Below are 17375 nucleotides of genomic sequence, written 5' to 3'. Positions count from 1 at the left end.
GCTCAGTGAGCGGCCTTATTATTCATGCAATCTTGTATGGCTTAAGACTTAGTGCGTTTCATGGCGGTAAAGAACTCTTCGTTAGTCTTGGTCATCGCCAATTTATCGATTAAGAATTCCATTGCGCTGACTTCATCCATAGGATTGAGGATCTTACGCAGGATCCACATTTTTTGCAGTTCTTCTTGAGTCGTGAGTTTTTCTTCACGACGCGTACCGCTGCGGTTGAAGTCAATGGCTGGGAACACGCGCTTTTCTGCCGCTTTACGTGACAAATGTAGCTCTTGGTTACCTGTACCTTTAAATTCTTCGTAGATCACTTCGTCCATCTTAGAACCTGTATCTACCAAGGCTGTGGCGATAATGGTCAAGCTGCCGCCGTGTTCGATGTTACGTGCCGCACCGAAGAAGCGTTTTGGGCGGTGCAGGGCGTTAGCATCTACACCACCAGTTAACACTTTGCCCGATGATGGGATAACAGTGTTATAAGCACGGGCTAAACGGGTAATCGAATCGAGTAAGATAACGACGTCTTTCTTGTGCTCAACCAAACGTTTTGCTTTTTCAATCACCATTTCGGCAACTTGAACGTGACGGCTGGCTGGCTCATCGAAGGTTGATGCGATAACTTCGCCTTTAACGAGGCGTTGCATCTCTGTTACTTCTTCTGGGCGTTCGTCGATCAGCAATACCATCAACACCACTTCTGGGTTGTTGTAGCTGATGCTCTGAGCAATACCTTGGAGTAATAGCGTTTTACCGGCTTTTGGTGGTGCAACGATCAAACCACGTTGACCTTTACCAATCGGTGAGCATAAATCCAGAATACGCGCGGTAATATCTTCAGTTGAGCCGTTGCCGCGCTCCATACGCATACGTTCTTCTGCGTGGAGTGGGGTTAAGTTTTCAAAGAGGATTTTATTACGGGAGTTTTCTGGTTTATCGAAGTTAACTTCGTTGACTTTCAATAGAGCAAAATAACGCTCGCCTTCTTTTGGTGGGCGAATTTTACCAAAAATGGTATCACCCGTTCGCATGTTGAAGCGGCGAATTTGGCTTGGTGAGACATAGATGTCATCTGGACCAGCTAAATAAGAACCGTCTGAGCTGCGTAAGAAGCCGAAACCGTCTTGGAGTATTTCTAATACCCCACCACCGAAAATGTCTTCTCCACTTTTTGCGTGGGCTTTAAGGATTGAGAAAATAATGTCCTGCTTGCGAGCGCGGGCCATATTTTCGAGCTTCATATTTTCAGCTAGTAAGACTAGGTCAGAAATCGGCGTGTCTTTTAATTCAGTTAAGTTCATTTTGGGGGTCTTGTGTTACGCGACAAAGCTTACCGCGATCAATCAGTAAGGATGTAATTCAGGATAGTGATTGACGAGCGAGAAGAGGTTATTAGAAAGAATCTGGTTATTAAAGTAGCACTAACAAAGCGGGGCGTCCAGAAATTTAGGGAAATTCCGGCACAATTAATTTATAGCTTGTGCCGGAGGTCACTCATTACGACGTCAAATTAGATTTGAGCGTCAATAAACTCTTTCAATTGCGTTTTTGAGAGTGCGCCAACTTTAGTCGCGGCTAATTCGCCGTTCTTGAATAGCAGTAAAGTTGGGATGCCACGAACGCCATATTTCGCTGGAGAAACATTGTTTTGGTCAACGTTTAATTTAGCGATAGTCAAGCGACCGGCATATTCTTCAGACACATCGTCTAAAATTGGAGCGATCATTTTACAAGGACCACACCACTCGGCCCAGAAGTCTACCAATACTGGCAAATCAGACTTTAATACGTCGTTTTCGAAGCTGTCGTCACTCAGGTATATAATTTTATCGCTCATGATGTTCTCCAGTTTGGGTGCCATTGCTGGTTTGTTAATGGCTTACCATGTATATTGGGGCTGAAAAATAGCTTTTCAAGTTACCTTTTTACAATGTGGCTATTTCAAACGATCGAGTATCTTATTGCAACCTCAACAGGTAAGCTTGCGCTATGAGCGAAACACATCTATCTACCCAAAGGTTTGCCGACCTACCTCTACATCCTGAGGTTAAACAGGCCCTTGCCGAGAACGGCTTCGAATTTTGTACGCCGATCCAGGCGTTATCACTGCCTGTATTACTCCAATCAAAAGATATCGCAGGCCAAGCACAAACGGGCACTGGTAAGACAATGGCCTTTTTGGTCGCCACGTTTAATCATTTATTATCGACTCCCATACCTGAAGGTCGACTGATTAATCAGCCCCGCGCCATCATTATGGCCCCGACTCGCGAACTGGCGATTCAGATTGCCAAAGATGCGATTTTACTCGCTAAGCACACACACTTAAAGGTGGGTATTGTTTATGGCGGTGAAAGTTACGATGTGCAGCGTAAAGTATTAGATCAAGGTGTTGATATCTTGATTGGTACAACGGGTCGAATTATCGACTACGTTCGCCAAGGTATTATTGGCTTGAATTCAATTCAGGCTGTGGTACTTGATGAAGCCGATCGTATGTTTGATCTTGGTTTTATTAAAGATATTCGCTTCTTATTTAGACGTATGCCTGAGGCAAATCAACGTCTTAATATGTTATTTTCGGCAACCTTGTCCATGAAAGTACAAGAGCTGGCTTATGATCATATGAATGAGCCCGTTAAAGTTGAAATCGCCCCCGAAGAAAAAACCTCCAAAAACATCAAAGAAGAAATCTTCTATCCTTCCCAAGAAGAGAAGATGCGTTTGCTGTTGACCTTGATTGAAGAAGATTGGCCAGAAAAAGCCATCGTTTTCTCCAACACTAAGCACAGTTGTGAAACGCTTTGGTCTTGGCTTGAAGGTGACGGACATCGTGTGGGTTTATTAACGGGTGATGTGCCACAGAAAAAGCGTATTCGTATCCTTGAGCAATTTACCAGTGGCCAGCTAGATATATTGGTTGCTACTGATGTTGCGGCTCGTGGTTTACATATTTCTGACGTTTCACACGTGTATAACTATGATTTACCTGATGATTGCGAAGACTATGTTCACCGAATCGGTCGTACGGGTCGTGCGGGTAACAAAGGCATGTCGATAAGCTTTGCCTGTGAAGAGTACGCATTGAACTTGCCTGCAATCGAAAGCTATATCAATCATTCGATTCCAGTAAGTAATTACGACAGTGAAGCTTTACTGGCCGATATTCCTACGCCAGCGAAGATCCACCGTAAACACCCTAGCGGCACTCGAAACTTGCGTGATCGTTCAGGGGCAAGCCGCCCAGGTGCTCAACGCAGTGGTGCTCGCCCTCCTCGTCATGATAGGACACGTAGACATTCGTAAATGCCAACACCCGCTTATGCCGCTATAACATTAGGCTCAAATAGTTTTAATATGCTGATCGCCAAAACGCGTGGTGGTCAGCCGCATATTATTGCGAAATATAAACGCAAGGTGAGGCTCGCCGAAGGCATAGGCAACGATGGCAAATTAAGCCCCGATGTCATGCAGCGCGGCCTCGACTGTTTGAGTATGTTTGCCCAGATGTTGGTGCAACATAAGATTGAAGCAAACCATGTTGCTGTGATTGCAACTGCAACTCTTCGCAGTATTAGCAATGCTGATGAGTTTAATCAGCGTGCATTGCCACTCTTAGGTCATCCGATCGAAATTATCTCTGGTATGCGTGAAGCAGAGCTCATCTATCAAGGTATGGTGGCGACCACTTGTGGTCAAGGCCGTCGCTTGGTTATTGATATCGGTGGGGCGAGTACAGAGTTTATCATTGGCGATGGGCATCAAGTGCTGTTCAAAACCAGTTTGCCCTTTGGTAGCGTGACTTATAATCGCCAATTTTTCAGCAGTTTGCCGCTGCAGCAGTTAGATTTCGATGATGCTAAGCAGCAAGTGCTAACCGCATTAGCTGAGCATAGACAAACCCTACGTGATCTTGGTTGGCATTGTGTCGTTGGTGCCTCCGGGGCTGTACAGTCCGTGGTAGAAGTGCTACTCCACCGAGGGTTATCTGAAACTATCACACTCGATGTGCTTACTCAGTTGAAGGCTGAGATCCTCACTCAAGAAGATATTAGCTTAATGGGGATTGCTGGGCTTTGCAGCGAGCGAGCACCGACTTTTGCTGCGGGTGTCGCTATTTTATTGGCCTTGTTTGAGTTGCTGGGGATCGAGCATTTAGCCTTATCTGGCGGCGCGTTACGTGAAGGTGTTTTAGTGATGTTAGCTCAGCGGATTATTGACGAAGTCAGCTAATTTTTTATTGAAACATGATAAAAACCAAAGGCCGCGATGCGGCCTTTATTGTTTGTACTGTGGCGATTATTTCAATAAATCGGCGAGATCTTTTTCTAAGGAAACCGTTGGACGTTCTACTATGCGGCCAACTTCTTTACCTTGCTGCAGTACAATAAAGGTTGGAATGCGGGTAAAGTCGTATTTTGCGGCTAAGCCTTCGGGATCTTTTTTCGTTCGGTCGACACCAATATAGGTCACTTTAATATTGGGATTAGCGACTTCTTCCATAATACGGATAAAGCGCGGCGTTTCCCGGTGACAATCTGGGCACCAAGTACCAATGATCACTACAATTTCTGTAGGTTTAGTGATGCTTTTAAGTGGGGTGATTGCAGTGGTATCGACTTGATAGGTTTTATACCCTTCGGCAAACTCATTGAGATCTGTGACTAAATGTTGTGCTTCTACTATGCCAGTTAAAATCACTTCTTGTTTCTCCTCACTGCAGGTCGCAATTAAACCCTGTTGTTGTTCAAATCCACAGCCACCATTGGCTAGTACCTGACAACTAAAAAATAAGGCGGTAGTAGCTAGGAATGCCTTAACGTTATTGTGCATGATGCGCCCTCGAAATCGAAGAGAAAGAATGAAATTCGATTCAAACATTATTCTGGATACGATTAAAGCGATTAATTGATTTGCTGCAAGCAAGATCACGCATTGCTAATATCTATCAGCTTAACGATCACATAATTACATGTTTTTCGGAGTTAAGGCATTGAAAAAGTTCATCCCCGAATCGTGATTCGGGGACAGAACACATTGAGAGGATAAGGTAAATTGCTGGATTACTGAGCCAGAATTTTTTCAAGAATAGGCTTATTAGCCTCGGGGAAGTCGTAATTGGTTAAGTCGGTTTTAGGGACCCAAGCGATAAGCTGACCTTCGAGGCCTTGAGCTGTGCCGTTAAATTCTGTGACTGAATGGATATCGAGTAGCACTTGTTTATCGGGATAATCGAAACTCAACGCCATAAATGGCTGACTATCGGTGACATCGAGTGCAACTTCCTCTTTGAGTTCACGGATCAATGCCTGAGTGACTGTTTCGCCAGTCTCAACTTTACCGCCAGGAAATTCCCATTTCCCACCTTGATGTAAATGATCTGGGCGTTTTGCCAACAGAATTTCACCGGCCGAGTTAGTAATAATGCCGACGGCAACATGGATGCGTTTAGTCATAATATTTATCGATTAATGAGTGGGTAAAAGTAAGTGCATTAAAGGCTTGAGCTGAGTGATTCGTGTATAAACCCACAAATTACTCTTTAAAAAAATCGCCTTCATCGAGATCAAATTCATCAAATGCTTCTGGATCAAATTCGGCTTTGACTGGGATGACGTGTTTTTCTGACGCCCAATCGCCGAGGTCGATCAACTTACAGCGCTCGCTGCAAAAAGGTTTAAATGCAGATTGTGGCACCCACTCGACAGGGGCTTTGCAAATAGGGCAGTTAACGGTCAATGGCATAATTGTTCTCTTGGTTAACGGCGATAAAGCGGCCGCCAATACGAATGTCTTTCAGGCCATTAGTGTAAAGGCTTCATGCACAGGTAGCCAGTAAGAAATCAATTGAACGGTCGGAGTGACGTTGTTGTTCAAACTGCACAAAATGGATAGCGAAACGGTTTTTATGGCCGCTAATCGTAGGATAACACCCGTGGGAAGCATCAACTTTAACCCTTACCAAAGCAAGTGCTTGGGCACTGTCACCTTGATAAAAGCCAGCATGGGCAACGGCATTGTCGTAATGGGCTGTACTGCGGGTGAGTTGGAGTAATAGTGTGATGGGGGTGAGCAAAGGTTCGAAATGCGCTATCCAAGAGCGATAATCGTGCTGTTTTTCTTCCCAAGGTTTAGATAGCCAATAATGCAGTTGTGGTAGGTCGAAGTTACAGCAAGCACCTGGCATGCCGAAGCGTTGTCGTAGTGCGGAAATAAATTTGTCTTGTTTTAATTGGCTGCCGAAGCGTTCAGGCTTTTGTAACGGTTCGCGGGCTTGGGTGAGGGCGTTGATATAGATATTGATTTGCTGGTGGTCGACGTGATCTAATTCTTGCCATTTGTTCAGTTGCAGCAAGTGCCGCTCAATATCTTTTAATACTTCATTGCGATAATCGCAGCGTTCAGACAATTCACAGAGGGAAAACAGCGGATAAAAACATCTATGTTGGTGGTCATTGCTTAGGTTACTTTGCAGCTGTTTATCGAGGTATTCGAGCCGCAAGTAGCTGCGAATTTTCTCGTTTAGGGGCTGTTCGTAAACTAATTTAGTCATGGGCGTTATGAGTACCAGATAGTTGTAAATAGCGTTGGTGCAATGCTAGCACCTCTCGTTTTAAGGTTGATATCTCTCCCTGATTATCAATAATGTCGTCGGCTCGGGCGAGTTTTTCGCTGCGGCTCAATTGGCTATTAATGATGTTATTTACTTGAGATACATCAACATTGTCCCTTTTTATGGTGCGGCTGATTTGCAACTCTGGCGAAATATCCACCACTAAAGTCCGATTGACTAACCTATCTAACCCGTTCTCAAATAGCAAGGGCACGACCATAATTACATAGGCTGAGGTTGCTTTTTCTACCTGCGCTAGCATTTCTTGGCGGATCATGGGGTGCAATAGCCGGTTTAACCATTCACGTTCTTCAGGGTGGCTAAATATCCGTTGCCGCAGTTTGGCGCGATCGAGTTCACCCTCAGGCGTTAACATCTCAATGCCAAAATGGCTAACGATAGTCTCAAGCCCTTTTGAACCCTGAGCGACAACGTCGCGGGCAACGATATCAGCGTCGACTAAGGTAATGCCTTCTGCGGCGAATAAATTGGCAACAGTCGTTTTACCGCTACCAATCCCACCCGTTAAACCAACAATAAATTTGGACATAAAACTCTCTTAAAAGCTATGAAGTACGCTACGCTGCTAGGACGGACTTCGTCCTTACAGTCTACGGAACGGGCTTCGCCCTTACGGTAAGCGAAGCGTTCAGTGAGTGAGCTTGCGAACGTTCCGTTATCCTTAAGTGAAGCCTGTTCTATAACGTACTTAAGTACCAATCCACTATAGATTGACCCCATATTAGGGCTATCCAGCCTGCGGCAGCAATATAAGGCCCAAATGGGATGGGATTACCTTGTTTGAGGCGTTTACTGACAATCATAGTGATACCGACGACAGCTCCGACTAAGGACGAAAGTAAAATGACCAGCGGCAGCATTTGCCAGCCGAGCCAAGCACCGAAAACGGCGAGCAGTTTAAAGTCCCCATAGCCCATGCCTTCCTTGCCAGTGAGGATCTTAAATAGCCAAAAAATGGACCACAAGCTTAAATAGCCAGCTGCCGCACCGATAACGGCATCGGTTGGGCTCGCAAAGGTATGATTTAGATTGATGATCAAGCCGAGCCAAAGTAACGGTAACGTCATTTGATCTGGCAGCAGCATCTCATCAAGATCGATACCTGTAAGGGCGACAAGTACAAATGTCAGTATGCTCGCAAAGACAAATTGCCAGCTTGGACCAAAGTGCCACGCTAAAGTCGCAACAAGTAGCCCTGTGATGAATTCAATTATTGGGTAGCGGGCGGAAATGGGGGCGTGACAGGCGGCGCATTTTCCCTTGAGCATTAACCAGCCGAATACAGGTAAATTATGCCAAGGTTTAATCGCCGTTTTGCACTTAGGGCAGGCTGAGCCCGGCACCACGAGATTATATTTTTCGGGGAAGCTATCTATAGGTGTATTGAGTTTATCAATACCGATTTTTGTGACTATCTCAGCGTGGTATTCCTGCAAATACTGATTACATTCTTGCTGCCATTCCCGTTTCATCATCACAGGAAATCTGTGGATCACTACGTTTAAAAAACTGCCTATGGTGGCGGCAAAAATAAAGCTTAGCGTAATAAAGAGCCAAGGACTCTGGTTTAGAGAGTGGCTCAAAAGAGAAATAAATTCAGTCATTCAATTTCTTATATATTATTTGTGGAAGTGAGGCGTAATAATTAGCCGCCAACAATATTACCCATCTGGAAGATAGGTAAGTACATGGCAACAATCAAACCACCCACAACAGTACCGATAACCACCATCATAATCGGTTCTATTAGACTTGATAAGCCATCGACGGCATCATCGACTTGCATTTCGTAGATGGTTGATACTTTATTGAGCATGTTATCTAGTGAGCCGGATTCTTCGCCTATCATCACCATCTGCACTAACATATCGGGGAAGAGCCCAGTGGTTTGCATAGCGACATTCATCTGCATTCCCGCCATGACTTCTTGGCGAATATTCAATATGGCTTTACGATAAACGGCATTACCCGATGCGCCAGCGGCGGACTCTAAGCCATCAATTAACGGCACACCTGCGGCAAAGGTGGTGGCTAAGGTGCGGGCGAAACGTGCCATGGCGCCTTTGTGTAAAATCGGTCCAATGGCTGGGATTTTAAGCACGGCTTCATCGACTCTATCCCGTAAAATTTGCGAGTTTCGATGTGCACGTACAAATAAAAATACACCGCCGACAATGGCAGCTAAAAAGATATACCAAGAGGATTGTAAGCCGCGGGAAATATGCAGTACCAGTTGCGTAAAGGCGGGTAGCTCTGCACCAAAGCCTTTAAAAATATCTTCAAACTGTGGCACCACAAAAAGAAGTAACAAAACCGTAACTAAAATAGCGACAATTACAACTGCAGCAGGATAAAACATGGCCTTCTTAATTTTTGATTTGAGCGCTTCCGTTTTTTCTCTGTAGGTTGCGACTCGATCGAAAACCAAATCGAGTGAACCTGAATGCTCACCCGCGGCGACTAAGTCTACATATAGTTCGTCGAAGTAACGTCTATGGGGGCGCATAGCATCGGATAAGGGAATACCCGATTGAATTTCGGTTAAAATAGTACCCAGTAATTCCCGCATTTTAGCTTTTTCATGGCCACGGCCGAGTAGTTCAAATGTCGTTACCAAAGGAACGCCTGCCGCCAACATAGTCGCGACTTGACGGGTCATCATGGCTATATCCATAGGGGTTATATTGGCTTCACCTAACTTAAATAGTGGAGATGACTGCTTACGAACGCTCTTAGGGTTTACTCCTTGTGATTTAAGCTGGCTACGGATTTCGGCTGCGGTAGCACCTCTAAGCTCTCCTGCCGTTTTTTTTCCATCGCGGTTAACGCCTTTCCATTCGAAGGTATAGATTTTGGGCTGGCTTTTTTGCTCGGCTTTCTTAGTTCGAGACTTTCTTGTTGTCGTTGCCGTAGCCATAAATTATCCCTGTAAATAAATCGTTCTAGATTTTTAGTTAACTGAACGCTGTGCTTGCGAAATAGTTTGGACTCTAAGATTCAAATATACGAGTAGTAATACGGTATTGCCTAAATTTTAGATATAAAAGATTGGATTTAGCCAAAACTGGTTACGCGATTGACTTCTGCAATACTAGTTACGCCGTGAATCACTTTCAATAATCCAGATTGACGTAAATCACGCATCCCTTGCGCTTTAGCTTGGGAGGCGATTTGTAAGGAGTTACCGCCTTCCATGATAGTACGCGCTATCTCATCGGACATCTTCATCACTTCGTAAATACCAACCCGGCCTTTGTAGCCTGCAGAGCAATGTTCACAGCCTACAGGTTTAAAGGTGGTAAAACCTTGTGTAATTTGTGTTTGAGAAAAACCTAAACGTAATAGTTCATGCTCAGGGATGATTTCAGCTTGCTTACATTCGGGGCAAAGTCGACGCGCCAAACGCTGGGCAATAATCAGGTTAACTGAGCTGGCGATGTTATAACCGGGCACGCCCATATTGATTAAACGGGTCAAGGTTTCGGCGGCCGAGTTTGTGTGCAAGGTCGATAGTACTAAGTGGCCAGTTTGTGCTGCTTTAATGGCTATCTCGGCGGTTTCAAGATCGCGAATTTCACCCACCATCACCACATCGGGATCTTGGCGTAGGAATGAACGTAAAGCGGAGGCGAAAGTCAGACCGGCTTTTAAGTTAATGTGGACTTGGTTTACGCCTTCAAGGTTTATTTCTACCGGATCTTCGGCGGTAGAAATATTACGCTCTTCAGTATTGAGAATATTTAACCCAGTATAGAGTGAGACGGTTTTACCTGAGCCTGTTGGGCCGGTCACTAAAATCATACCTTGGGGTTTTGCTAACATCTCAAGGTAAAGTTTTTCTTGGTCGGGCTCGTAGCCGAGCTTTTCAATGCCCAATTGTGCGGAGGAAGAATCCAAGATCCGCATTACAATTTTTTCGCCCCATAAGGTCGGTAGAGTGCTGACCCGAAAGTCGATGGACTTAGTGCGGGAAAGCTTCATCTTGATCCGACCGTCTTGCGGTACGCGGCGTTCGGCGATATCAAGTTTCGACATTACTTTTAGGCGCGCTGATAAACGACCTGCAAGGCTTATAGGGGGTTCAGAGACTTCGTGTAAAATACCGTCGATGCGAAAACGAATGCGGTAGCGCTTTTCATAGGGTTCAAAGTGTAAATCCGAGGCTCCTTTACGAATGGCATCGGTTAGAATTTTATTGATATAGATAACAATAGGTGCATCATCACTGGCCTCGCCTGCGGACTCTTCATTACGTCTGTCAGTGTCGGTAATTTCAATGCTCGCCAGTGCCGCTTCATCCATGCCGCCTAAATCTAGGCCGCTGATGTCTTCTTCGAGGATTTTTTCTAGCGCTTTAGCCAATTTATCTTCTTCAACCAGAATCGCTTCGGCGTGCAGGCCTGCACTAAATTGGAAATCTTCGAGGGCGGCAATATTGGTCGGGTCGGATGTGCCTATATAGAGGCGATTTCCCCGTTTAAACAGCGGTAAGCAACGGTGCTTTTCAATCAGTTTTTTGTTGAGGAAGTCCTCAGGAATGGAAGCAAGATCAAACTCATTGAGATCGAGTAGTGGCGTGCCATATTCCTCATAGCACATCTCAGCAATGGCACGGGCTGAAACCAGTTTACTTTGAACTAAAGTGCTTACTAACGCTTGCTTATTTTGACGGGATTTTGTGATGGCATTCGCCATCTGCTCTTCATTTAGCAGACCTTTACGGATAAACAGGGTCGATAACCCCAAATGCAGGCCTGTAGATGGCATAGAGACTCCAGTTGTAAACAAGTGTTGAAATAATAACGTCTTTATAGCATTTTGTCATATTTAGTCTAATGAAAAAGTTATCCTTGGAACAAACAAATTTATGGGTGCGGAAGTTCATTGATATAGTGAGGTTTAAAATATTATTTGCTTAATTTTCAACTTCTTGCTGTGGATCCCAATCGTTGTGGCCATCGTGAGTCTAGGAGCATACGTATAGCAAGGAAGCTCCGAGATGTACCGTATGACATTAATTTCTATTTTTAGCAAAAAAACTTTAAAAATTTTGAATTTTTAAAGTTTTAATAAAAAGAAGAAGTTATAAATTTTTATAGTCTTAGGTGAAAATTATGGAAGTGAATTAACATAAATCTGTATGATAATTAGTAAATTATAACGTTATAGCCACTAATTTTTTGAGGAAGTCTGTATATGCAATTGGGAGCTTATTCTTGGGGATTATTAATTACATTTGCATGTATTTTCCTGCTCGGGACTGTATTTTCTTTTAACTTTTCTTATCATGTTGGTATCGACAGTGAGTATGATCTAAAGCGTTTTCTTGTTATTGGCTTTATTTGGTTTGCTTCGTTGGGGTTATGTTTTGTTAAGGATGTTGAGTTCATAAGGCTTTCAAGGTTGACCAAGGTGTCTTTAACGATTTTTTTTGTATTGGCTATTGTATCTGCTTTTTTCAGTAAACATCCCTTTTGGGGAATTGTTGAAATGACTAATGTTGGAATACTCATAATAGCATTTTACTTGTTTGCTTTGAGTATTAACTCAATGAAGCGTAGCACCTTGTATTTTACAGTTTATGTGGGAGTTTTATTTTTTTCTGTATTGACGTTTGCTAAATATATTTTATTTTTATTCTTTTCTTATGCGGATGCACAAAGTTTCGATATTCATGGCTTGCTTACGGGTTATGTGAATGTCCGCTTTTTTAACCAACTGCAAGTAATGGTGACACCTCTGCTTTTTTTGCCTTTTTTTGTTCAAGATTTAGCTAAGTTCAAACGAGTCTCTATAGTTTTTGTTGCACTACATTGGGCTGTGTTGTTACAGACTGAAGCCCGGGGAGCTATGCTCTCGCTCATGTTAGTGGCAGGCGTGCTGTTGTTTTTTGTAGATGCAAATACCCGCAAACAATTCATTTCGACAATGTTGCAAACCATGTTATTTGGTATCTGCATATGGCTAGTGTTTATCATCATAATTCCATACTGGTTGATGGACAGTGTAAGTTTTCAGATTAGAACTGGGAGTTCTGGAAGGTTAGATTTATGGCTGTATGTTCTTAAATCTATTCCCGAATGTTTGTGGTTGGGTTTTGGGCCGATGAGTTTTACTTGGGCTGAAGGTAAACCATTACCACATGCTCATCCACATAACTCTATAATGCAATTACTTTATGAATACGGCGTTATCAGCAGTATCGTTTGCATAGCTTGGGTATTGAGTCGAATTTATAAGAAATTACGATATTTATATCTAGCAAACGACGTCGAGATCATTCCTATTATTTATGCTCTGCTATCTGGGCTTTGTTATTCTTTGTTTTGTGGTGTGGTTGTTATGCCTTTTGCGCAATTAATGTTGATATTTGTGGTCGCGATGCAAGTGCAATATGGTACATGTCGTGGCTATAAAGCAAGTGTCGTAGTTAGGGTGTTATTGTTTTTAGTCGTGAGTGTTATGGCGTTTGTGTTATTGAACACTTACAAGAATGAAGAGTTGCTCCCTGCCTTATTTCCTAGGATGTGGGTGAATGGATTGCTTGGTTATTGATTTTTAATTTGACTATCTTTAGAATTAAAATTTGATAAGTGCAAGAGCGTTTCTTTTTTATAAAAGAATTAATCCAACAATTAGATATGTTTTTAATATGAATACAACCATCAAATAGCATCTAGTTAACTAAAGTAAAAAAGAACACCTTAACTAGCAAGGTGTTCTTTCACCAAACAAGCCGCTGCTAGCTACCTGCCACACATGATGCTGTTGCCATGGTGCACGTAATATTTTTAACGGGATCCGCTTGAGATATGTAAGTTCTTGTTACATCAGTAGCTGCAAATGTTGCTGGTCCACTTTTGCAAGCTGATTTAGCATATGTAGGTAGAGGGGTGATATCACCAATTACAGCAGCTGCATATGCTTTTTCGAATGAAGCAGCTTCTGATAAGCATGAGTTCACTTTGCCTTTATTGACATAATCTTTGTAAGCGGGTAATGCGATTGCTGCCAAGATGCCGATAATAGCGACAACGATCATCAGTTCGATCAGAGTAAAACCCTGAGCTTTTTTATTTAATGCTTTGTTTAAATTCATGGCCTTCATTTTTCTCTCCAGCTAACTATTTAGTGACTTACTGTGGTTGAATAGAGTGTTTAACCTAACCGCTGTTTTACTCTATAAATTGTGTTATCTCATCAAACTTTATTACTCATTTATGTCAATAAAATCATTTATATGATCTATGTAACATTAACAGTACACCGATGATCTTGAATGACCCATGTGTAATGACTCATGCTGATTTATCCAAGCTAGCTTTGCTAAATTAGCACTAAGTTAATGCTGGGTTAGCGCTTGTTTGAATAAATTGTTTCGGCAACCGCACCTTAGGCTAACGTTTTCAAAAATATGCCTCTCAAAAAACGTGAACTAGGCAATTTTAAAAAGAATCCCAGTGCTGACCTTAGGTGAGGTTGACCAAACGGCCATCTCGCCTTGGTAAAAGTTAGTACAAAGTTAGGTAAAAGGAAACAAAAATTAAGTATAAAGTACTAATAAAGTGTTGTTTTTGTATAAAAGGCTAACTTATCGACAGGTTAGGTTATAACAACTTTTTGACAATATCAGTTTAGCTGGCGTGTCTCTCTATGTTGTCAAATTGGTGACATAAAATGGTGACGGGGTGAGTGCATCGTGAGGGGGAATGCTGAGTATGATAGTGCAGGCAGGATTTCGCATTTGGTTTGCAGGAGCCCTACAAAAAAAATGCATTTCGCCTTAATATTTTATGAGTGGAATGTGCTTACGGTACTTTGCGAGAACATTCCACTACCAGCTAACATCCAGCGGTTTTAAGCTTTTAATCTGAGTGATAAATCTAAGGCGCGAACATGCTTAGTGAGTGCGCCAACTGAGATATAGTCCACCCCTGTTTTGGCGAATTCGGCTAAGGTATCTAAGGTGACATTACCAGAGACTTCGAGCTTAGCGCCGGCGCCTTTAGCTTTATATTGATTGTTCATTTCAACCGCTTCGACCATCTTAGTGATGTCGAAGTTATCTAACATTATGATATCTGTGCCAGAGTCGAGTGCTAAGGCGAGCTCTTCGAGTGACTCCACTTCGACTTCAACGGGTTTATTCGGGTACAAGCTGCGGGCGGTATCTACGGCTTGGCGAATACCGCCACAGGCCATAATGTGGTTTTCTTTAATCAAAAAAGCATCATATAAACCAATACGATGGTTTTTTCCGCCACCGCAGGTGACGGCATATTTTTGTGCCGTGCGTAGGCCTGGAATTGTCTTGCGAGTATCTAACAAACGAGTGTGAGTCCCCGCCAGTTTATCGACATAATGTTTGGTTAAGGTGGCAACACCAGAAAGTGTTTGGATAAAGTTCATTGCCGTGCGTTCGCCAGTGAGAATAGCGCGCGCAGGACCTGATAATTCACATAATAGCTGGTTGGGTAATACTAGATCGCCATCATCCACATGCCAATGCAGTGCGACTTCACCACCGAGTTGGTTAAAAACCTGCTCTGCCCATGCTTTACCACAAAAAACGCCTTCTTCACGGGTGATTAAAGTGGCTTCAGCGTACTTATCGGCGGGGATCAACATTGCAGTGATGTCGCCATAAGCGATAGCTTTGGTTTGATCGTTGATTTCGGTGCCACCTAAGTCTTCACTGAGGGCAGATTTTACTGATTGGCGGATATCGTTTTCTAACATAAGCGGAGTCCTTGCATTACGGCCTACTTGCATTTTAGGTTAAGATTACCACGGCCTTAGGTCTCACGGAACAGGTTGGAAGATTGAGCAAAAGGAGTAAGCTGCAGCCTTATTTAAATTGAGAGTGGATGGTTTGCTCCATGATCTCAATGTTAAAAGAGAGCTCCGTCAGTAAGTTCCGTGCGCAGGGTTTCTTCTTTGCTTGGAGGAATACTGTTAGAGTAAGCCAGTATATGTGGCATAGAGGATAAGCTCATCATGCGGTTTGATTCGGGTTGGTGTGATAGTGCGAGGCGTTGTGAGTCGCCACATTTTAATCAACGTCCCTTGAATGAAGTGAGTTTGTTAGTGATCCACAATATTAGTCTGCCCGCAGGCTGCTTTGGATTACCTTACATTGATCAATTATTTCAAGGGTGTTTAGATACTAATGCCGATTCCAGCTTTGCACCGTTGCAGGGGTTGCAAGTGTCGGCGCACTTTTTGATCCGCCGCAATGGCGAGCGTGTCCAATATGTAAGCTGTAATGACAGGGCTTGGCATGCTGGGGTGTCTCGTTATGGCGAGAGAGAGAATTGTAATGATTTTTCCATTGGTATTGAACTGGAAGGCACAGATGCTGAGCCTTACACTCCTGAACAATATCAGTCACTTATCGAGTTAACACAAGCCATACTGGTAGAATATCCATTGCTGAGTATTGAACGGATTGTGGGTCATTGTGATATTGCGCCAATGCGGAAAACGGACCCAGGGCAAAGTTTTGATTGGGAAGGATATTTAGGCAAGTTAAAGGAATATACTCAGGCGTTGCGCTCTTAGTTAATCACTTAACTTTTTGGATTTTAGACGTATTCCATATAAACCTAGACTATTTATGGACAAATTATAGAGGTACAGCCCATGGCATTATTTTCACTCTTGGTCGCCATTTTAGTGGAGCGACTTAAATTTCTTCCTTCATCATGGCAATTTGATCGTTTACTGCAATCCTATCAGACAACATTTTTTGGTGATAAAGCATCACTGACAAGCGTAATGATGGCGTTGGCGTTAGTGCTACCAGCCTTGTTGGTATATGTTTTATCTTGGTTAGTGGCGGGAATGTTTTGGGGCTTATTAAGTTTAGCACTATGGATTGTTGTGGCCGTGGTTTGTTTTAACCATCAGAAACAGCGTGATATTTTCAAAAAGTATATGCAAGCGGCTTGTCGCTCAGATGTCCAAGCTTGTTACCATTATGCCGCCGAACTCGATTGTAGCGAGTGTTTAGATGCTGTGTCCGAGAAAGACCTAGGTGCCAAAGTGGGTCAAAGTGTTGCTTGGATTAACTATCGTTATTATGGTGCCGTGGCGCTGTTTTTCATTTTTTTAGGTCCAGTCGGTGCAGTACTGTATTGCACGGTACGTTTTTATGCCGAAGAGAATGCCCGTAAATCTCTAGAGCTACCCTTAGTCAACGAAGTGATTACGATACTGGATTGGTTACCGAGCCGGATTTTCGCCTTTGGTTATGCCTTAAGTGGTCAATTTAGTGAAGGTTTAGCGGCGTGGCGCCGTAATGGATTGACCTTAAATGTGAGCGCTCGTACTGTGGTGGCTGAAACTGCATTAGCGGCACAACCTTTACCTGAGGTCGCAAGTGCACCTATATGTGTACAATCAACCTTAGCATTATTAGTGCTCAGTAAACGTAACTTTACACTTATTGTTGCAATACTTTCATTACTGACCATTTTTGGATTGGTGAATTAAAAGAAGGATGCTTCGCAGCGAGAATCGAGAACGCTTCGCTGCTAGGGCGTCGCTGTGCTCCTTCTAGTCTAGAATCTAGAGCCTAGAATCTATCCGCTGCGCTTTTTGCAGCGCCTAGTAGGGCGAAGCCCGTGCTTTTGTCAAATGGTCTGACCCCATAAACATTTTTTTCCGCTATGCTCTCTCTTCGTGAGTGCTTTTGATCGAGATCGCTTTTAAGGAGTGATCTTCAATCTGGACA

Annotated in this window: 17 protein-coding genes; 5 read left to right on the top strand and 12 right to left on the bottom strand. The window is 43.3% G+C overall.

The annotated features are described in order from the left end of the window. Positions 1 to 41: 41 nt before the first annotated feature. Both rho and trxA read right to left on the bottom strand, forming a co-directional pair. Positions 42 to 1307, bottom strand: coding sequence for a transcription termination factor Rho (gene rho / locus CKQ84_RS05475; RefSeq protein ID WP_105250416.1), 1266 nt, complete (start codon positions 1305 to 1307; stop codon positions 42 to 44). Between the two features lie 209 nt (positions 1308 to 1516). After that, complete coding sequence (gene trxA, locus CKQ84_RS05470) at positions 1517 to 1843, bottom strand: thioredoxin TrxA (RefSeq protein WP_105250415.1); 327 nt, start codon at positions 1841 to 1843, stop codon at positions 1517 to 1519. A 152-nt stretch (positions 1844 to 1995) separates the two neighbouring features. Between trxA and rhlB the strand changes: the two genes are divergently transcribed. Together rhlB and CKQ84_RS05460 are read left to right on the top strand one after the other, a co-directional pair. Beyond that, positions 1996 to 3312 (top strand): ATP-dependent RNA helicase RhlB, encoded by a 1317-nt coding sequence (rhlB, locus tag CKQ84_RS05465; protein ID WP_063884693.1) that lies wholly within the window; start codon positions 1996 to 1998, stop codon positions 3310 to 3312. Beyond that, entirely contained in the window at positions 3313 to 4239 is a 927-nt protein-coding gene (locus CKQ84_RS05460; RefSeq protein ID WP_105250414.1) for an exopolyphosphatase, read from the top strand. 66 nt (positions 4240 to 4305) lie between these two features. On the opposite strand, the gene CKQ84_RS05455 is transcribed toward CKQ84_RS05460, so the two are convergent. The 8 genes from CKQ84_RS05455 to pilB form a co-directional block, all read right to left on the bottom strand. Beyond that, the gene (locus CKQ84_RS05455; RefSeq protein WP_105250413.1) at positions 4306 to 4839 is read right to left on the bottom strand and encodes a thioredoxin family protein; all 534 of its coding nucleotides are present in this window, start codon (positions 4837 to 4839) and stop codon (positions 4306 to 4308) included. 230 nt (positions 4840 to 5069) lie between these two features. Then, on the bottom strand, positions 5070 to 5462 hold the full coding sequence (mutT, locus tag CKQ84_RS05450; RefSeq protein WP_105250412.1) for an 8-oxo-dGTP diphosphatase MutT: 393 nt from the start codon (positions 5460 to 5462) through the stop codon (positions 5070 to 5072). A 79-nt stretch (positions 5463 to 5541) separates the two neighbouring features. Then, entirely contained in the window at positions 5542 to 5751 is a 210-nt protein-coding gene (gene yacG, locus CKQ84_RS05445; protein WP_006083355.1) for a DNA gyrase inhibitor YacG, read from the bottom strand. A gap of 73 nt (positions 5752 to 5824) precedes the next feature. Further along, a complete protein-coding gene (gene zapD, locus CKQ84_RS05440) occupies positions 5825 to 6559 on the bottom strand; it encodes a cell division protein ZapD (RefSeq protein ID WP_105250411.1) in 735 nt (244 codons plus the stop codon). After that, complete coding sequence (gene coaE, locus CKQ84_RS05435; protein WP_105250410.1) at positions 6552 to 7169, bottom strand: dephospho-CoA kinase; 618 nt, start codon at positions 7167 to 7169, stop codon at positions 6552 to 6554. The genes zapD and coaE overlap by 8 nt, the downstream gene beginning before the upstream one ends. Positions 7170 to 7317: 148 nt before the next feature. After that, the gene (locus CKQ84_RS05430; protein WP_105250409.1) at positions 7318 to 8244 is read right to left on the bottom strand and encodes an A24 family peptidase; all 927 of its coding nucleotides are present in this window, start codon (positions 8242 to 8244) and stop codon (positions 7318 to 7320) included. Positions 8245 to 8285: 41 nt separating this feature from the next. After that, positions 8286 to 9557, bottom strand: a complete 1272-nt coding sequence (locus CKQ84_RS05425) for a type II secretion system F family protein (protein ID WP_105250408.1) — start codon at positions 9555 to 9557, stop codon at positions 8286 to 8288. 137 nt (positions 9558 to 9694) lie between these two features. Further along, entirely contained in the window at positions 9695 to 11407 is a 1713-nt protein-coding gene (gene pilB / locus CKQ84_RS05420) for a type IV-A pilus assembly ATPase PilB (RefSeq protein WP_105250407.1), read from the bottom strand. Positions 11408 to 11836: 429 nt separating this feature from the next. On the opposite strand from pilB, the gene CKQ84_RS05415 reads away from it, so the two are divergent. Further along, positions 11837 to 13195: an O-antigen ligase gene (locus CKQ84_RS05415; protein ID WP_105250406.1), complete on the top strand. Its 1359-nt coding sequence runs from the start codon at positions 11837 to 11839 to the stop codon at positions 13193 to 13195. Positions 13196 to 13382: 187 nt separating this feature from the next. Here CKQ84_RS05415 and CKQ84_RS05410 read toward each other — a convergent pair whose 3' ends face one another. Both CKQ84_RS05410 and nadC read right to left on the bottom strand, forming a co-directional pair. Beyond that, positions 13383 to 13748, bottom strand: coding sequence for a type IV pilin protein (locus CKQ84_RS05410; RefSeq protein ID WP_105250405.1), 366 nt, complete (start codon positions 13746 to 13748; stop codon positions 13383 to 13385). Between the two features lie 749 nt (positions 13749 to 14497). Beyond that, positions 14498 to 15379, bottom strand: a complete 882-nt coding sequence (gene nadC / locus CKQ84_RS05405) for a carboxylating nicotinate-nucleotide diphosphorylase (protein WP_105250404.1) — start codon at positions 15377 to 15379, stop codon at positions 14498 to 14500. 258 nt (positions 15380 to 15637) lie between these two features. On the opposite strand from nadC, the gene ampD reads away from it, so the two are divergent. Next, a complete protein-coding gene (gene ampD, locus CKQ84_RS05400; RefSeq protein ID WP_105250403.1) occupies positions 15638 to 16201 on the top strand; it encodes a 1,6-anhydro-N-acetylmuramyl-L-alanine amidase AmpD in 564 nt (187 codons plus the stop codon). An 81-nt stretch (positions 16202 to 16282) separates the two neighbouring features. Continuing rightward, entirely contained in the window at positions 16283 to 17134 is an 852-nt protein-coding gene (ampE, locus tag CKQ84_RS05395) for a beta-lactamase regulator AmpE (protein ID WP_105250402.1), read from the top strand. Positions 17135 to 17375: the final 241 nt, after the last annotated feature.

The organism is Shewanella sp. WE21 (genome assembly GCF_002966515.1).
Lineage (GTDB): Bacteria > Pseudomonadota > Gammaproteobacteria > Enterobacterales > Shewanellaceae > Shewanella > Shewanella oncorhynchi.
This window is presented reverse-complemented; position numbering and strand designations above follow the sequence as displayed.